General features: G+C 62.8%; 14 protein-coding genes. 10 read left to right on the forward strand and 4 right to left on the reverse strand.

The window, feature by feature from the left end; all coding sequences use genetic code 11:
* Window positions 1-74 precede the first annotated feature (74 nt).
* Window positions 75-1,766 (reverse strand): thiamine pyrophosphate-binding protein, encoded by a 1,692-nt coding sequence (locus V3H56_RS13230; RefSeq protein ID WP_047739657.1) that lies wholly within the window; start codon window positions 1,764-1,766, stop codon window positions 75-77.
* Window positions 1,767-2,058: 292 nt separating this feature from the next.
* Here V3H56_RS13230 and V3H56_RS13235 point away from each other — a divergent pair, with 292 nt between their 5' ends.
* Both V3H56_RS13235 and aldA read left to right on the forward strand, forming a co-directional pair.
* The gene (locus V3H56_RS13235; RefSeq protein ID WP_144419480.1) at window positions 2,059-4,236 is read left to right on the forward strand and encodes a PQQ-dependent dehydrogenase, methanol/ethanol family; all 2,178 of its coding nucleotides are present in this window, start codon (window positions 2,059-2,061) and stop codon (window positions 4,234-4,236) included.
* A gap of 65 nt (window positions 4,237-4,301) precedes the next feature.
* Window positions 4,302-5,738 carry an aldehyde dehydrogenase gene (aldA, locus tag V3H56_RS13240; RefSeq protein ID WP_047739653.1) on the forward strand — a complete coding sequence of 479 codons (1,437 nt, stop codon included), beginning with the start codon at window positions 4,302-4,304 and terminating at the stop codon, window positions 5,736-5,738.
* Between the two features lie 74 nt (window positions 5,739-5,812).
* On the opposite strand, the gene V3H56_RS13245 is transcribed toward aldA, so the two are convergent.
* On the reverse strand, window positions 5,813-7,756 hold the full coding sequence (locus V3H56_RS13245) for a sigma-54-dependent Fis family transcriptional regulator (RefSeq protein ID WP_053007425.1): 1,944 nt from the start codon (window positions 7,754-7,756) through the stop codon (window positions 5,813-5,815).
* 234 nt (window positions 7,757-7,990) lie between these two features.
* Here V3H56_RS13245 and V3H56_RS13250 point away from each other — a divergent pair, with 234 nt between their 5' ends.
* The 4 genes from V3H56_RS13250 (at window position 7,991) to V3H56_RS13265 (ending at window position 12,385) form a co-directional block, all read left to right on the forward strand.
* Window positions 7,991-8,497 (forward strand): sigma-70 family RNA polymerase sigma factor, encoded by a 507-nt coding sequence (locus V3H56_RS13250; RefSeq protein ID WP_042731766.1) that lies wholly within the window; start codon window positions 7,991-7,993, stop codon window positions 8,495-8,497.
* Complete coding sequence (locus tag V3H56_RS13255) at window positions 8,494-9,420, forward strand: FecR domain-containing protein (protein ID WP_338474731.1); 927 nt, start codon at window positions 8,494-8,496, stop codon at window positions 9,418-9,420. Before V3H56_RS13250 ends, V3H56_RS13255 begins: the two co-directional genes overlap by 4 nt.
* A 132-nt stretch (window positions 9,421-9,552) precedes the next feature.
* On the forward strand, window positions 9,553-11,952 hold the full coding sequence (locus tag V3H56_RS13260) for a TonB-dependent receptor (protein ID WP_338474732.1): 2,400 nt from the start codon (window positions 9,553-9,555) through the stop codon (window positions 11,950-11,952).
* A 142-nt stretch (window positions 11,953-12,094) separates the two neighbouring features.
* Window positions 12,095-12,385 (forward strand): DUF3144 domain-containing protein, encoded by a 291-nt coding sequence (locus V3H56_RS13265; RefSeq protein ID WP_047739296.1) that lies wholly within the window; start codon window positions 12,095-12,097, stop codon window positions 12,383-12,385.
* Window positions 12,386-12,685: 300 nt separating this feature from the next.
* On the opposite strand, the gene V3H56_RS13270 is transcribed toward V3H56_RS13265, so the two are convergent.
* Complete coding sequence (locus V3H56_RS13270) at window positions 12,686-13,633, reverse strand: AraC family transcriptional regulator (protein WP_338474733.1); 948 nt, start codon at window positions 13,631-13,633, stop codon at window positions 12,686-12,688.
* A gap of 172 nt (window positions 13,634-13,805) precedes the next feature.
* Here V3H56_RS13270 and V3H56_RS13275 point away from each other — a divergent pair, with 172 nt between their 5' ends.
* The 4 genes from V3H56_RS13275 to V3H56_RS13290 are packed head-to-tail and all read left to right on the forward strand — an operon-like array spanning window position 13,806 to window position 16,272.
* A complete protein-coding gene (locus tag V3H56_RS13275; protein WP_053144490.1) occupies window positions 13,806-14,234 on the forward strand; it encodes a hypothetical protein in 429 nt (142 codons plus the stop codon).
* A 3-nt stretch (window positions 14,235-14,237) separates the two neighbouring features.
* A complete protein-coding gene (locus V3H56_RS13280; RefSeq protein WP_338474734.1) occupies window positions 14,238-15,005 on the forward strand; it encodes a hypothetical protein in 768 nt (255 codons plus the stop codon).
* On the forward strand, window positions 14,893-15,600 hold the full coding sequence (locus V3H56_RS13285; protein WP_338474735.1) for a M48 family metalloprotease: 708 nt from the start codon (window positions 14,893-14,895) through the stop codon (window positions 15,598-15,600). The genes V3H56_RS13280 and V3H56_RS13285 overlap by 113 nt, the downstream gene beginning before the upstream one ends.
* A 3-nt stretch (window positions 15,601-15,603) precedes the next feature.
* A complete protein-coding gene (locus V3H56_RS13290; protein WP_338474736.1) occupies window positions 15,604-16,272 on the forward strand; it encodes a hypothetical protein in 669 nt (222 codons plus the stop codon).
* Between the two features lie 179 nt (window positions 16,273-16,451).
* On the opposite strand, the gene V3H56_RS13295 is transcribed toward V3H56_RS13290, so the two are convergent.
* Window positions 16,452-16,757: an NIPSNAP family protein gene (locus tag V3H56_RS13295; protein WP_338474737.1), complete on the reverse strand. Its 306-nt coding sequence runs from the start codon at window positions 16,755-16,757 to the stop codon at window positions 16,452-16,454.
* Window positions 16,758-16,922 lie beyond the last annotated feature (165 nt).

Here is a 16,922-nt window from a genome sequence, read left to right on the forward strand (position 1 = left end):
AAGGTCGGGGTGCGCCGCCTGCCGCTTGATGTCGTTTTCTTCAGCGGTGGATTCGCTTCGAGGTTGGGCAATCTTCAGGCCATGATCGGCAATTCAATGAGGTTCGGGACGCCTGAACGAATGCCTTCTTCCACCGCGCCGGCAATATCGCTGGCGCGCTCGATCCTGCGCGAAGCGATCCCCAGGGAGGAGGCGAGGGCCAGGAAATCGATCGCCGGATCGCGCAGGTCCATGCCGATGAACTGGTCAGTGCTCGCATTCAGGTAGTGCGCCTGGCCACGAGCGTAGTTCTTCAAAATGTTGTATTCGCCGTTGTTCATCACAACGAACGTGACCGGCAGCCGTTCATGCGCCGCCGTCCAGAGTGCCTGCGGTGAGTACATGGCAGAGCCATCACCGACCAGACAAACGACCGGGGTTCGGTCCAGGCCAAGCGATGTTCCGACAGCCGCCGGCATGCCCCAGCCGAGGATGGCGCTGCGGGTAAAAAGATATTGGCGGGCCGAATGGGAATCCAGGCAGGCGCGGACATGGGGAATCGTGGCGGGGGCTTCGTCGACAATCCAGACGTCTGGCCCGATGGCCCGGACGGCCTCGTGGGCAGCCACGAAAGGTGTTGTCACCGGCGCGCTGAATTCGCGACTGAAGCGAGCGGCGACGTCGGCGCGACGTGCATCGCGTGCTTGGCTCGCGACGTGTCGCAGCGTCGCGATGGTCTCCCGGTGTGGGGCCAATCGCTTGTCCAGTATCGGCAACAGCGTTTGCAAGGAAAGTCTTACATCGCCGATCAGCCCTAGCGCGGTCTCGTGGACTCTGCCCAGTTGGTGTCCATCGCTGGTCAATTGGATAAGGCGACAGTGAGAAGGGATAGCGGGGCCCTGGGAGTATTGATAGCTGATCAGCGAATGGCCGCCGAGCAGGAAGACCGCGTCGAAGTCGGAGAACGTCTCCCTGATGTCGGAAGCTTTTGCAGGCAGCGTTCCCCGCCACTGCGGATGGGCCGTCGGGAACGGAATATGCCCGGGCCAGGAAGGCCCGTAGACCGGTGCGCCGAGTGCCTCGGCAAGCCTCACGGCTTCAACTTCCGCGCGCGACTGGATCACTTCTTCTCCAACGAGAATCGCCAGGCGACCGGGGGTGATGTTCGCCAGGGCAGCGGCCAATTCCTCAATCGCCCCGGTCACGGCACCGCGCTCGATTCGCGATGGCGGGCCGACCGTGACATCCGTGTGTTGCTCCATCACGTCAATCGGCAGGGAAAGGAAAACCGGGCCGGCCGGCCCCGTGCGACAGTCCTGAAACGCACGGCGCAGCAGCATCGGAATATGTTCGGGATGATGAATTTCCTCCGCCCATTTGACGCTCGGTCGGGCGAGAGCGACGAGGTCTCCGTGGAGCAGCGGGTCGGTCACGCCATGTCGCGTGTCTTGTTGACCGGCGGTGATGACAAGCGGGGTGTTCGCCATCCTGGCGTTGAGCATGGCGCCCATGGCATTGCCCAGTCCACCGGCCGTATGGAGGTTGACGAAGGCGGGGCGACCGGATGCCTGCGCATAACCGTCGGCCATCGCGACGACTGAGGCCTCCTGCAGGCCGAGGATGTATTGGAGGTCCGGGGCGCCTGAGAGGGCGTCGAGCAAAGCCAGCTCGGTTGTTCCCGGATTGCCGAAGACGTAGCGCACACCTTCGCTGCGAAGCACTTCTACGAACAGGTCTGCGCCGCGTTGCCCGCGGCGGTTGAGAAAGACATCGGACTCTAAAGGCATGACGCAGAACCTCATCAGGTCTGGAGGCGCTAATTTAGCGGGTTCCTGTGGCGACTGTCGTGGGGCGATCGGATTTTAACCACATTCCTATTAATAAAACCCAAGTGTGCCAAGGGTGGGACAGATGCCCCATGGGTGCGACACCTGTCGCAGGTTGACGCAGTCAGCGATCCGGCTTGCAAGCCTTGTAGGGCGTGGCTTGCAGGTCTTTGGCGAAGGCTGGCACAGGGGTTGCTCTTGTCCCCCTGCGCAGCGCAATGGCTTCGCTACTAATAAGAATCAGGAGTTCCCCATGACACAGTTTGGTCTCGCCGTGCCTCCCGCCCCCCGAACCGCGCCCATCGGCGCTCCGCTCAAGAGCCTGTTCGTCGCGTTAGCTCTGAACCTGAGCGTCATGCCGGCCTGGGCGCAGGACATGCCGGCCAATGTCGATGGCAAGCGGATCATTGCCGCCAACCAGGAACCCGGTAACTGGATGAGCACCGGTCGTACCTACGATGAGCAACGCTACAGCCCGCTCAACAAGATCAGCGACCAGAACGTCAGCCAGCTCGGCCTGGCGTGGAGCTACAAGTTGGATCTTGACCGTGGTGTCGAAGCCACGCCCATCGTGGTCGACGGCGTGATGTACACCACCGGGCCGTTTTCGGTGGTGTACGCCCTGGATGCACGCAATGGCAAGCTGATCTGGAAGTATGACCCACAGTCCGACCGCAACCGCGCCGGTGAGGCTTGCTGTGATGCGGTCAACCGCGGTGTTGCGGTGTGGAAGGGCAAGGTCTACGTGGGCGTGCTCGACGGGCGCCTGGAAGCCATTGATGCGAGGACCGGCCAGCGCGCCTGGTCGGTGGACACCCGGGCCGATCACTCGCGCAGCTACACCATCACGGGTGCCCCTCGGGTGGTCAACGGCAAGGTGGTGATTGGCAACGGCGGCGCTGAATTCGGCGTGCGTGGCTACGTCACCGCCTACGATGCAGAAACCGGCAAGCAGGCCTGGCGCTTCTATACCGTACCGGGCGACCCCAAGCTGCCGCCGGAAGACAAGGCCATGGCCATCGCCGCCAAGACCTGGCACGGCGACGCGTTCGTCGAGCAGGGTGGCGGCGGCACCGCCTGGGACTCTTTTGCCTTCGATCCTGAGCTGAACCTGTTGTACATCGGCGTGGGCAATGGTTCGTTGTGGGACCCGAAATGGCGCAGCCAGGCCAAGGGTGACAACCTGTTCCTGTCCTCGATCGTCGCGGTCAATGCCGACACGGGAGAATACGTCTGGCACTACCAGACCACGCCGGGAGATGCCTGGGACTACACCGCCACCCAGCACATGATCCTGGCGGAACTGCCGATCAATGGAAAACCGCGCAAGGTGTTGATGCAAGCGCCCAAGAACGGTTTCTTCTATGTGATCGACCGCGCCACGGGGGAGCTGTTGTCGGCCAAGGGCATCGTGCCGCAGAGCTGGACCAAGGGCATGGACATGAAGACGGGCCGGCCCATCGTCGATGACGAGAACGCCGCCTACTGGAAGGACGGCAAGCGCAAACTGGTGACGCCTGCGTTCTGGGGCGCCCATGACTGGCAGCCGATGTCGTTCAACCCGAACACGGGGCTGGTGTACATCCCGGCGCACATCATGTCCGCCTATTACGAGCACATCCCCGAGGCGCCGAAGCGCAATCCATTCAAGAGCATGTACCAGTTGGGCCTGCGCACCGGGATGATGCCGGAGAACGCTGACGGGCTGCTGGAAATGGCCAAGGGCTGGTCTGGCAAGCTGATCGCCTGGGACCCGGTCAAGCAGCAGCCGGCCTGGGAAGTGCCCTATGTGACGATCTTCAACGGCGGCACCTTGAGCACTGCCGGCAACCTGGTGTTCGAGGGCAGCGCCGATGGCCGGGTAATAGCCTATGCCGCCGATACCGGCAAGAAGCTGTGGGAACAACCGGCGGCCAGCGGCGTCATGGCCGCGCCGATTACCTACAGTGTCGACGGTGAGCAATACGTCACCTTCATGGCCGGCTGGGGCGGAGCCTTCTCGACCTTTGCCGGTGCCTTGTCCCTGCGCGCCGGGGTCCGTCCGTTTTCCCAGGTATTGACCTACAAACTGGGTGGCACCGCGAAACTCAACGAACCGGCACCGCTTGCCGAGACCCCTAAGCCGCCGCCGTTGACCGGTGACACCGTCGCGGTGGACGCGGGTGGCAAGCTCTATGACGGCTACTGCTCGCAGTGCCATGGCATTCATGCGGTCAGCGGTGGCGTGCTGCCGGACCTGCGCAAGCTGACGCCGGAAAAACACCAGATGTTCCTCGGCATTCTCTACGGCGGCCGGGTGCCTGACGGCATGCCGTCCTTTGCCGACGCCTTCACGCCGGAGCAGGTGGAGCAGATCCACCAATACCTGATCAAGCGCGCCCACGACCTGCAGCAGGAAGGCGGCGTCTGGAAGACCTTCAGCGCCCAATGAATACCCGTGATGCAGGGGCGGGGCGCCGCTGCATCGTTTTCGACACTGTCCGCGAGAGCAAGCACATGACCGAAATCATCCATTACCAGAACTTCATCGCCAATGCCTTCGTTCCCAGCGACCCCAGCATCGAAGTGCGCAACCCGGCCAACAATCAACTACTGGCACGCGTGCCCGAAGCCAGCGGCGAGCAGGTTGAAGCGGCCATTGCCGCGGCGCGCCACGCGCAGAAAAATTGGGCGGCCCGTCCGGCCATCGAGCGCGCAGGTTACCTGCGCAAGATCGCCAGCAAAGTGCGCGACAACGCCGAACGACTTGCCCACCTCATCACTGCCGAACAAGGCAAAGTGCTGGGACTGGCGCGGGTGGAGGTGAACTTCACCGCCGATTACCTGGATTACATGGCCGAATGGGCACGGCGTCTTGAAGGGGAGGTGCTGACCAGCGACCGTGTCGGCGAAAACATCTTCCTGCTGCGCAAGCCCTTGGGCGTAGTGGCCGGCATTCTGCCGTGGAATTTCCCGTTCTTCCTGATCGCTCGCAAGATGGCGCCCGCGCTGGTGACCGGCAACACCATCGTGATCAAACCCAGCGAAGAAACCCCCATCAACTGCTTCGAGTTTGCCCGCCTGGTGGCCGAAACCGACCTGCCGCCCGGGGTATTCAATGTGGTCAGCGGTACGGGAGCGACGGTCGGGCAACGCCTGACCCGTCACGCCGGCGTCGACCTGATCAGCTTCACCGGCAGCGTCGATACGGGCTCGCGGATCATGGCCGCGGCGGCGCCGAACATCACCAAGCTCAACCTGGAGCTGGGTGGCAAGGCGCCGGCCATTGTGCTCGCGGACGCCGACCTGGAACTGGCGGTCAAGGCCGTCACTGCGTCGCGGGTGATCAACACCGGACAAGTGTGCAATTGCGCCGAGCGGGTGTACGTCGAACGCAAGGTCGCCGATCAGTTCATCGAGCAGATGGCCGCGTCGATGGCCGCGACCCGGTACGGCGACCCGCTGGCTGAAGACGACCTGGACATGGGGCCGCTGATCAACCAGGCCGCGCTGGACAAAGTCGCGCAGATGGTCAGGACCGCCACAGGGCAGGGCGCTGAAGTGGTCACGGGCGGGGCGGTGGCGGACAAGGGCGCGGGCTTTCATTATCAGCCAACGGTGTTGGCTGGCTGTGGCAGCGACATGGCGATCATGCGCCAGGAAATCTTCGGCCCGGTGTTGCCGATCCAGATCGTGGAGGACCTGGACGAAGCCATCGCCCTGGCCAATGACAGCGAGTACGGCCTGACATCCTCGGTCTACACCCGTAGCCTGAGCGCGGCCATGCGCGCCAGCAATGAGTTGGATTTCGGCGAGACCTACATCAATCGCGAGAACTTTGAAGCGATGCAGGGCTTCCATGCGGGGGCGCGCAAATCCGGCATTGGCGGCGCGGACGGCAAACACGGCTTGTATGAGTACACCCACACCCACGTGGTCTACATTCAGATCTGATCCATAGTCTGCCCCTGGAAAATGCCGACGCCTGCAACGGGCGCCGGCATTTTCATTGGCCGCGGGACCCGCTGTCAGGGCAGGTCGTTGGGCGCGACAAGACCGTGCTTTTTCATCTTGCGATACAGCGTCGAGCGCGAGATGCCCAGGTCCGTCGCGGCGGCGCTGATGTTCCAGCGATGCCGGCGCAGAGTACCGAGCAAGTGGCGGGACTCCTCACCGTCCAGTTGCGCCTCCAGGTGGTTGGCCTGCGCGACGGCGCTGATTGACGGCGACGGCTTTTGCGGCGCCAGCAATTCACAGGGCAAGCACTCCCGATCAATCACGCCGCCTTCGGCCAGGGCGACTGCGTAGCGCAGGCTATTGAGCAACTGACGAATGTTGCCGGGCCAGGCGTAATCAAGCAGGCATTGGCGGGCATCGGCGTCAAGCTGTAACCCTTGGGCGCCGGGCTGGGCCGCGAGCAGCGTATCGATCAGTTCGGCTCGGTCACTGCGCTCGCGCAGGGCCGGCAGCGCCAGGTTCATGCCGGCCAGGCGGTAGAACAGGTCTTCGCGAAAGTGTTTGTCGCGGATCATGGCATGCAGATCCTGGTGAGTGGCCGAGATCACCTGAACATCCAGCGTCACCGGCGCCTCGGCCCCCAGCGGCGAAATCTCTCGCTCCGCCAGCACCCGCAGCAAACGGGTTTGCAAATGGGCAGGCATGTCGCCGATCTCATCGAGAAACAACGTCCCGCCGTTGGCTTGTTCCAGCTTGCCTTTCATGCCTTTTCGGTTAGCGCCCGTGAAGCTGCCGGCGCGATAGCCGAACAGCTCGCTCTCGATCAGCGTCTCGGGGATCGCCGCGCAGTTCAACGCCACGAAAGGCCCGGCGCGGCGATGGCTTGCATGGTGGATCGCACGGGCAAACGCCTCCTTGCCGGTGCCGGTTTCACCGGTGATCAGGATCGGTATGCCCTTGTCGATCACCTTGCGCACGCGCTGGGTGTTTTGCTGCAGCCGGGCATCCAGGCCGGCGAGTTGCTGAAGATCCGGGTGAGCCCGAAGAGCAGGGCGGGCGACGGGGAGCGGGCGGTGCCGTTCAGAGGGGATACGCAGGCCGACGTCCAGCAGGGATTCGTGCCGAGGGCCCCGCAGACGCACGCCACGGGCGCCGCCGTTGGTGAGCTGGAGCAGCTCATCCACGGTGATCGAGAGCAGGCGCTCGATGGAGGCACCGATCAATGTTGGTGTGTCGGTCGCGTCCAGGGCGATAAACGCGGCCCGGTTGGCCCCAATGACGCGCCCGCTTTCATCCAGGGCGAGCAATTGTTCATTGCCCAGGTCGGCGATCTCATCGATGGGTACGAGAGACAGGGTCAAACGGTCGCGGTAGCTCTGGCGAAAGTGTGCATTCTCGATCATGCGCGCGTACATGATCACCAGTTGCAAGGTGAGGTATTGGCTTTCCCGAGGACCGTCGCTGTTCATGCAGGTCGCATTCAGGCAACCGCGCAACAGGCCCTGGGCATCAAAGATGGGCGCTACCGAGCAACTCAGGCGGGAATTGGCCGCCAGGAAATGCTCGTCACGGTGGATGATCAATGGCTGCGTCGCTGCCAGCGTGGTACCGATGCCGTTGGTGCCCACCACTGATTCGTCCCATCTCGCCCCCACCACCAAGCCTGATTGGGTGTAGGCATCGTGCTGGCTAGGCAATCGAGAATCTAGGGTAATGCCGTATTCGTCGCTCAACAGCACCGCAAAGCCGGCCGGCACCACGCGCCGCGCCAGTCCGCTGACGCCCTGGCTGGCGATGGCCAGGTATTGCTGATGGTGTTGCTGATGGCGACGGATGTCCTCGGCGCTGAGGATGTTCTTGCGGCTTGCCGCGCCAGGGTCGAGGCGGTGCTCAACGACGCTGCGGTACCAGGACTGGGCGATGACGCCGTCCGGCCGGATCCCGCGCCCCGAAAAGTGGTCGTTGACGAACGCTGCAAGTTCGCTGGGAGTTGCCTGCGTGCTATGCGGGGTCATGAAATGCTCCAGTCAGGCGTGAAGTCCGCAAAGTGCCACCACTGCGACGCGCCATTCAGACGCTGAACGCAGCTGCAACTGTCTACCATAGACGTTGGCACGAGAATTTTCAGCCTAAGTGCAATAAGCTTCGCCCATCGCGGCAGGTAAAGGGCGAGGCGCGAACATCGCAGCAATTGCAAATCATTATCATTTTATATAACCTCGCGGCTCTTTCCAGTTCGAGTCGCTTGCGTGTCCCGGCCCTCCGATCCTCATTCTGCCGACGGCCAGTTCGAAAACCATTCGAGCGAACTGCTGCGCTTCCTTACGCGACAGGTGAAGTGCGAAGAGCTGGCGGCCGACCTGCGCCAGGAGACCTGGTTGCGCTTCCGCCGGCGAGCGTCCGGCGAGGAGATCGGCAATCTTCGCGCCTTCCTCTATCGCATCGCACGCAACCTGATCATTGACTACCGCCGTCAGCAGAAAGCGCGCCCCATCGAGGAGGAGATATCCATCGAATTGGTCAGTGCCCAGCCAGGGCCGGAGCGAGCGGTAAGCGACGCCCAACGCCTGGAGCGACTGCAGCGCGTCGTTCAGGATTTGCCGCCGCACCTGCGCCAGGCGTTGTTGTGGAATCGCCTGGATGGGCTGACCCAGCGTGAGATCGGTGAACGCCTGGGGGTCTCGGAAAGCATGGCCGGACGCTATATCTTGAAGGCCCTTGAACACTGCCAGCAGCAAATGGACCCGCAGCCGTGACTCATCCTTCACTACTCGATCAGGCCCGGCAATGGCAGGTGCTGCTGCATTCCGGCCGTGCCACCGCTGCCGATCGCAATGCCGCGCAAGCCTGGCGCGAGGCGGCGCCCGAGCACGAGCAGGCGGCGCGTGAGGTGGAAGAGCTGTGGTCGTTGCTCGGCCAGATAGAACGTCCGGCGGAGCAACCTCAGGCACGCGTGGTACGTCGCCATCGACGCTGGGCGGCGCCGCTGGCCTGCGCCGCGATGCTGTTGCTCGCGTTGTGGTTACCGCGCGGTACCTGGATCGGGCTGTATGCCGATATCAGCACCCGACCGGGCGAGGTGCGCGAGTTACGCCTGGCCGATGGTTCGCTGTTGACCCTCAACGGCGATTCGGCACTGGACTGGCAGTTTGTCGACGGTCGCCGCGAGGTCAGGCTGTACCGCGGCGAGGCGGACTTCCAGGTCGCCCATGACCCGGCCCGGCCGTTCATTGTCAGGGCCGGCGAGGCGCGTATACGCGTCACCGGCACGCGCTTTGATGTGCGGCTGGAGGAGGGCGGTGTCGACCTCGCGGTCAGCGAGGGCCGAGTGCTGGCCTCCAGCGACGGGCGCGAGCCGCTGGCGGTGGTCGGCGGGCAGCAGGTGCAGTGGCGCGGCGCGGAGTTGCAGGCGCCGCAGGCACTGGACGCGCGCCAGCGCTTGGGCTGGCAGCGCGGCAAGCTGGTATTGCGCGACCGCCCCCTGGAGCAAGTGTTCGCTGAGCTTGAGCGCAGCCAATCTGCACGGGTGCTGTTTGTCGACGAAGCCGCTCGCACACTCCAGGTGACCGGTGTATTCGTCCTGGACGATCCACAGGCCGTATTGAGTGCCGTGGAGAGCACCTTGCCTGTGCGCCTGGTGCGCTTGCCGGGGTTGATTCTGGTCGCCTCACGCCACTGAGACCCGCGTCGCACCTGGCCCCTCAAGAAAAAAAGCAAATATTTAGGCGGCGATGGTTCAGAAATCATCGCCGCCTACGTCTTCCGTTCCTGCAAATGCGACTTCTTCGTATTGATAGCCAAGGACATCAGCATGCGGTCGACTTCCTTCCTCGCGGCGCTAGCCGTTCTACCCCTGGCCATGGCAGCTGCAAAGGCGCACGCCGTCGCGCTCGACGTGCCTGCCCAGCGGCTCGACGCGGCGCTCACCGATTTTGCCGAGCAGGCCGACGTGCGTCTGCTCTATGACGCCGGCCTGACCCGTGGCAGCGGTGTGGTGCCGGCGCTCAAGGGCGATTATTCGGTGATCGACGGCCTGCAGCGGTTGTTGGCGGGCAGCGGCCTGACCTTCCAGACCGGCGATGACGGCACCTTCACGCTGGTGCCGCTGCCGGAGCAGGGCGCGTTGGAGCTGGGATCGATCACTATCAGTGGGACCACCGAAGGCCGTGTCGACCTGCCGGCCGAGTACGCCGGCGGGGAAGCGGCGCGGGGCGCGCGCATCGGCGTGCTGGGCAACCAGGACATGCAGGATGTGCCTTTCGCTTTCTCCAGCTACACCTCCGAGCTGATCGAGAAACGCCAGGCGCAGACCCTGGCCGATGTGCTGGCCAGCGATCCGGGCGTACGACAGTCGTTCGGCTTCGGCAACTTCTCCCAGGTGTTCGTCGTGCGCGGGTTTCAACTGTTCAGCGACGATATTGCCGTCAATGGGCTGTACGGCATTTTGCCGCGCCAGATCATTTCCACCGAGTCGGTTGAGCGGGTCGAAGTGTTCAAGGGCGCCAACGCCTTCGTCAATGGTGTATCGCCGTCGGGCAGCGGTGTCGGCGGGGCGATCAACGTGGTGTCCAAGCGTGCCGAGGACACTCCTACCCGCAGCGCCACCCTGGACTATGCCAGCGACAGCCGAGTGGGCGGGCACCTCGACCTGGGCCAGCGCTTCGGCGAGGACAACCGCTTTGGCGTAAGGGTGAACCTGGCCCAGCGTGAGGGCGAGACGGCGGTGGACGATGAGCACTCACGCTTCAGCCTGGCCACCCTCGGCCTGGACTACCGCGGTGACGATCTACGTTTGTCTGCGGATGTCGGGTACCAGAAGCAACGGGTCAATGAGGGGCGCTCGGTGGTCTATCTGACTACGACGGGGCCTACCAGCACACTCAACGGCAAGACGCCGTCGGCACCGGACTCAGACCACAACTACGCGCAGCCCTGGAGCTGGTCGCAGTTGGAAGACACCTATGGCATGTTCAGCGCCGAATACGACCTGTCGCCCAGTTGGACCGCCTACTTGAGCGCAGGCGGCAAATACACGCGGGAGAACGGGGTCTACGCCTCCAACTACGTCTACGGTAAAAATGGCGACGCACGTATCGGCCGCCTCTATTCGCCGCTGGACCAAGAGACCCTGAGCGCCGTCACGGGGCTGCGCGGCGAACTCATGAGCGGGCCGGTCAGCCATCGCATCAACCTGGCCGCCAACGGCATCTGGCAGGAGAAGCGTAACGCGTTCGAGTCCACCGCGGCGGGCAGTCGTGGCTTCGGCAATCTGTATGCGGGCCAGCCCGTCGCCGAGCCGCCGGCCACCAGCATTTCCGGCGACATCCACGACCCGGACACCGTCGCCAAAGTACAGAACCGCAGCCTGGCGGTGTCCGACACCCTGGGCTTTCTCGACGACCGCGTACTGCTGACCCTGGGCCTGCGCCGCCAATCCATCGGCGCTGATGCGTGGAGCGCGGCCAGCGGTGCCCGCACCGCCAGCTACCAGGAAAGCATCACCACGCCGGCCTATGGCCTGGTGATCAAGCCCACCGAGTACCTGTCGCTCTATGCCAACCGCGTCGAGTCTCTGCAACAGGGGCCGACCGCGCCGGTCGCCGCGCTCAATAACGGCGAGATGTTCGCGCCCTATCGCTCCAAGCAGACGGAGGTGGGCGCCAAGCTGGATTGGGGCACCTTCGGCGGGAGTCTTAGCCTGTTCCGCATCGAGCAGCCCCAGGGCGTGCTCGGCGGCGACGGCTACTACCGGGTGGATGCCGAGCAGCGCAATCGCGGCGTGGAACTGAGCGTGTTCGGCGAGCCGCTGGACGGCCTGCGCCTGCTGAGCGGCGCCACCTGGACCAAAGCCGAGCTGCGCGGCACCGCTGGCGGTCGCGACGATGGCAACCAGGCGGTGGGTGTGCCGCTGTTCCAGTTCAATCTGGGCGCCGACTGGGATGTGCCCGGTTTGCCCGGGGTGAGCCTGAACGGCCTGCTACTGCGCACGGGCGGCCAATTCGTGGACAGCGCCAACGAATACAGCATCCCCGCCTGGACCCGCGTCGACCTGGGCGCGCGCTACCGGACCCACCTGGATGGCCGCGCCCTGACCTTGAACGCAATGCTGGAGAACGTCGCCGACGAGAATTACTGGGCCTCGGCCAACGGTGGTTATCTGACCCAAGGGGCGCCGCGCACGCTGAAGGTATCGGCCACTGTTGATTTCTGATGTGGCTGCATGGAAGGCAGGAGAGGGGGCCCACTTAAATCAGGCGGGCTTCACCGCTCTTTCGCGTAGAGGCCAGGCATCTGCAATCCAGCCGTTGGATATGCTCCAATGACGCCCCTCATTTGCTTATCGGAGCCTTATCATGGCCGACGCCACCGACCACGCCTTCTACGACCGCGCAGACGCCCATATTGAGCTGTCCAACGAACAGCTGAAAACCTATGGAAACCTCGGCGAGATCAGCGCGTCAATGCTGTTTGGCACATCGCGTTTCAACGCCTGGGCCAGCGCGCAGAACTTCAAATCTGCTGCGGAAATGGCCGATGCGAGGGAGGCATTGCTGAAGTATTTCTGTGATCAGTACCGGATGATGCTTGAGGATAACCTGGATGATCACATCAATAATTTCGGTCAGTACGTACTGGGCAAGTAGGGCGCCGAGATGGAAAGGGATAAGCGCTGGCATCTTTCGGCTACGCTGGTCCGGTCACTCATTCGCGTAGTATCAGCTTAGGCGATGGTCTCTGGGCCGTGTGGGCGGTGACGCTGATCCTGACTCACTCGCGAGGAGTACAAGCTCGGGTTCCAGGACTGACGGCTGCAGGTAGCGATGATGTTCATGACAAGTCCTCCACGTGTGGAAAGAAAAGGATGGCTAATCAGAGCGACGGTCGCTAACCGGCCAAAAGCGGACGTATGGATGCGCAGGGCGACAGAGCAAGTGTCGCCGACCTCAGACTTCAGCCCCTGGCGGATGGCCGAAATACGCCTTGTAGGCATGGTTGAAATTGGCAGGATTGGAGTAGCCCAGGCGGTGGGAAATCTGCGCCACGTGCCATTTGCGCTGGCGCAACAGAGTGCGCGCCAGTTCCAGGCGCTGTTGGCGCACGTAATCGAGCATCGACTGGCCGTACACCCGGCTAAAGGCACGTCTCAGAGTGGTTTCACCCACGCCCAGTTCCCGTGCCAGCGCCGGAGTGCCAGGTGGGTTCATCAGGTTGGCGTCGAGCTTGAAGCGTGCTTCGTGTGCCAGGTCCGAATGGCTGCGCGACGTGGCCACCCGCTCAGCTGGCTGTGGCGCCAGGTGCATCGCCAGCTCGACCAGCACGGCCAGGCTCAGGCTCTCCTGATTCAGCCGTTCCAAGGCGCCCTGGTAGGGTGAGTGATAAAGGCGCTCGAACAAACTCCCGATGGCGCGACAGCCGCGCAGTTCGGAAAAGTGCATGCCATCGTCGAGCAGCCTGGCCAGCGATTGCAGTGACGGGTCTTCTTCAGCCAATTCGCGTAGATAGTCGCCGCCGATGCGCAGCCCGGCCATGCGGGCACGGCTGCCGGCAGGCATCTGGTCCATGGCTTCCATGCTTTCACTCAATCCCAGCACATGCGGCGCGCCGGGCGTGTATTCATTTAGCCGACCGTCAACCCGATGCTGCCATTGCCCACCCAGTACCTGCACGATGCACACGCTGTCGGGCAGCACCTTGTGGATGCGCAACGGTTCGGGGAATTGCAGATCGCAGTCGAAATACTGCAGCTGCGACCGCAGCGTCTGCGCGCGGTAATGGCCGATCGCGCTGCCCATGACCTGCCGCGCGCTGTCATCGAATACACCGGCCTGGTTCAGGGCCTCTGGGTGATCGAAGCAGAAGTGCGTGTCCAGATAGGGGTTGCGGCGGTCCATTGGCAAAGTGTCCGTCAGGGCTGGTGGGCAGCGTTGCATGATATCGACATTGGGCAGCCCGATCATTTGTTGTGCGTCACGGCCTTATTGTTGTGCGCCACGGCCACGCCGCTTGGCAGGCGCCTGAGCGTTGATTTCAATGGTGGCCTTTGAACTGCCGAGGAAACCCTAAATGTTGATGTATCGCAAGTGGGCAGCGCTGCTGTGCCTGGCTCTGGCCGTGATCGCGGGTGGCGCCCAGGCTGAAAACCGCCCGGAAGTCGCAGAAAAAGTGCTGGCCTATGCCGGCGAAGGCGGCGTGAAAGTCTGGACTCTGCGCATCGGTGCGCGCAATGACAATCAGGCGCTGGTGCAGCTGGAGGGTGTCGACCACGACTGGAACATGAAGATCCAGAAGATGACCGTAGAAAAGACCAGTAAGGACACCCGCTATTCCACCACCGTGGACGGCCAGAAATTCGTGGTACTGGTGCTGCAACAAGGCTGGGGCGAGCTGTACCTGCCTGGCGAATCGCAGGCGCTGAATGTCGGCTATGACGAGTTCCTGTCCAGCCAAGGCAATGCACAGGCGTTTTTGACCGATTATTTGCAGGCCAATTGAGCCATGAGCCGGTTCGCGCGGTGGTCGTGGCCGCTGACGATATTGCTGCTGCCGGTGGTGCTCATGACCTGGGCCAGTGTGCAAAGCGGACGCGTCGATGACGTGCTGCGCGAAGCACAGAATATCGGCGGCTACTACGCCTGGCTCCGCGTGCGTCAGGTGTTGGCAGGGTTGGCCTACTGGCTGGCCCTCGCCGCGTTGGTGGCCGGGCCTGCGACGTGGCTCAAGCTGAGGCTGGATGCCTGGCGTGCGCTGAAGTCCAGGGATTTTCTCTACGACCGCCTGTTCCTCTGCTGGCGTGCCTTGGGGCATTGGCTGGCGGCTTACGCCGGGCTGTTGATGGGCGCGTTGGCCCTGAGTCTGTTGTATGAGCTGAGCTGGGGCTGGAGCCATTTGAAAGCCGGTGGCTGGCCCATACTGCTGGTGGCGGTGCCGCTGATTGCCGTGCTATGGGCGGGCTGCCTGTTGATCGGGCGTCTGCGCCAGCAATGGCACGCGCTGGATAGCCCGTCCTCGGCGTTCCTGGGGCACCGGATGGGGCGTGACAAAGCCCCGGCCTTGTGGGCATGGATTGAGCAACTGGCCACAGCCACCGGTGCGCCGGTGCCCGACCATATAGTGGTGGGCATCGACCAATCGTTTTTCGTCACCAGCGTTGATGTGGCCCTGCAACCGGCCGGCGACTTGCTCCGCGGGCGCACCCTTTTACCTGCCGCTGACCTACCTCTCGACCCTGAGCCAGGCCGAGGCCGCGTCGATCATCGGTCATGAGCTGGGCCATTTCTGTAGCCGTGACACCGAGCGGGGCAGCGAGATCGGTGCGCATTTCAGCCTGATGTGCCTGCACTTTGCGTTTATCCGTGCCGAGGATGCCGACCCGGCCTGGATCGAGCGCCCGGCGATCTGGATGACGCAACGTTTCCTGCATTACTTTCAACTGGCGGTGCATCACTGGGGCCGCGCTCAGGAATTGGCGGCGGATCGGGTGGGCGGCAACATCGGCGGTGAGCGCCTGTTCTGCCAGGCGCTGTTGCGGGTGATCGCGCTGGACGCTGAAATCAACACGCTGCTCGCCGAGCGCCACTCCAACCTGATCCAGGCCCTGGCCGACCACCTGCGACACACGCCACTGCGCCTGAACGACGCGGCGCTGAACCACACCATCGCGCACCCGTTCGATACACACCCGCCGACGGCACTCCGCCTCCAGCAACTGGGCGTAACCCTGGATGACGCGCTGCTGGCCGAGGCCACCCGCGTACCCACCGAACACGACCGACACTGGTTCAGCCAACTCATCCATACGGCGTCGTCGGCTGCCACGCAGCCCGTATCACCGCCGATACCCACTGTCCAAGGAGAATGATCCATGACCCAACCTTCGGATCCGCTGTCGGATCTCGCCAGCGCACTCAGCCAGGAATACGCCGACTCCCGCGACGCCCAGCGCGAGCGTGCGATCGCCGAACTCGAGCAGGTTATCCAGCGCGTACCCGAGCAGACCGAATTCACTAACTCGCGCCGCTACAAGGTGCGCAGCCCGCTGTTTTTGCTGGTTGCCCTGGGCTTGCTGGGGTACGCCCTGAATAGCGGGGCCACTAGCCTGGCCGTGTGTGCTGCGGTGATGGCGGTGGTGTTTGCATTGATCACCTGGCAGCACCGCAACGCCGGGCAACACGTGTTTATGCGCTTGACCCGCCGCCAGCTGTTTGCGGACACGCTGAGCGCACCGGTGGATCTGCTGGACATTGTCGACGTCTCCATCAATGACGAAGGCTGGCTGACGGAGCAGAAACTGATGTTGCGTGCCGATGCGCCCCTGCCTGTTCATCGCTCCGCGCGACAGATATTCGGCAACCAGGCCATGGCCCTCAAAAAGCCCCAGCCGCAGATTCGCATCCTGTCTGCCGGCCTGGTGCATGAAGGCATCACCCTGGATTGCGACCAGATTGCAGATATCCTCAACGCCTACTGCCAGGCTGCCCATGCACAGCAACAGCTTGATGCGTTGCGCCAAGAGCCTCAGCGCGATTCCTGAGTGGTTTTAGGGTAGAGCCGGTTTGTGGTGTTGAAATACGTCACTGAAGAGTGGGGGGGCGCTCGAGATTTTGCCTGGGTGCTATTCGTGACCGATATGAGTTGGTCGTTTGGGGCGGATAAATATTGGCAGAAATCGGCCAGAAGCGGTCTCTTTGGCGCGGCCGTCAATAGGTCAGTTCAATTAAGAATGGGACGAAGGAAACTGCGCTCATAGCTCAGGATGATTTTTTGCTCGGTAGCCTGCGCCACCAATTGGATGCACTCAGGATCTACTCCAGCCTCCCTACGATACTGCTCATAATCTGCCAGGCTGGAAAAGCTGAATAGACAGTAAGCGATGTTGTTGGCCCCTTCGGCTGGTAGAAAGTAGCCGTGGTGGTTTCCTCCCATACGGGTCACCACACGAATCCAATGGCGAGAATAGCTTTCGAAAGCCGGGATCTGATAGGGATCGATTACATACCTGACGTGGCAAGTGATCACTGGTTCATTCCTTTGAAAATAGGGAAATCACTATTCTACACATGCCATGAAGCTGAGTCGTCGATGGCGGTTATGGGTCGATTGCAGCCTGATGCACAGGCCCTTTAGGCCAGAAGCTGCCTGTCATGCTGACCGCTTGTTGTTGACCGAGATAGGCATTGACGT

The sequence above is a fragment of the Pseudomonas sp. MS646 genome, from assembly GCF_036693845.1.
Classification (GTDB): domain Bacteria; phylum Pseudomonadota; class Gammaproteobacteria; order Pseudomonadales; family Pseudomonadaceae; genus Aquipseudomonas; species Aquipseudomonas chlororaphis_E.

Coding starts and splice junctions, on each gene's coding strand:
- V3H56_RS13230 (WP_047739657.1), bottom strand. CDS start 1,766: ATGCCTTTAGAGTCCGATGTCTTTCTCAACCGCCGCGGGCAACGCGGC.
- V3H56_RS13235 (WP_144419480.1), top strand. CDS start 2,059: ATGACACAGTTTGGTCTCGCCGTGCCTCCCGCCCCCCGAACCGCGCCC.
- aldA (WP_047739653.1), top strand. CDS start 4,302: ATGACCGAAATCATCCATTACCAGAACTTCATCGCCAATGCCTTCGTT.
- V3H56_RS13245 (WP_053007425.1), bottom strand. CDS start 7,756: ATGACCCCGCATAGCACGCAGGCAACTCCCAGCGAACTTGCAGCGTTC.
- V3H56_RS13260 (WP_338474732.1), top strand. CDS start 9,553: ATGCGGTCGACTTCCTTCCTCGCGGCGCTAGCCGTTCTACCCCTGGCC.
- V3H56_RS13265 (WP_047739296.1), top strand. CDS start 12,095: ATGGCCGACGCCACCGACCACGCCTTCTACGACCGCGCAGACGCCCAT.
- V3H56_RS13270 (WP_338474733.1), bottom strand. CDS start 13,633: ATGGACCGCCGCAACCCCTATCTGGACACGCACTTCTGCTTCGATCAC.
- V3H56_RS13275 (WP_053144490.1), top strand. CDS start 13,806: ATGTTGATGTATCGCAAGTGGGCAGCGCTGCTGTGCCTGGCTCTGGCC.
- V3H56_RS13280 (WP_338474734.1), top strand. CDS start 14,238: ATGAGCCGGTTCGCGCGGTGGTCGTGGCCGCTGACGATATTGCTGCTG.
- V3H56_RS13285 (WP_338474735.1), top strand. CDS start 14,893: ATGTGGCCCTGCAACCGGCCGGCGACTTGCTCCGCGGGCGCACCCTTT.
- V3H56_RS13290 (WP_338474736.1), top strand. CDS start 15,604: ATGACCCAACCTTCGGATCCGCTGTCGGATCTCGCCAGCGCACTCAGC.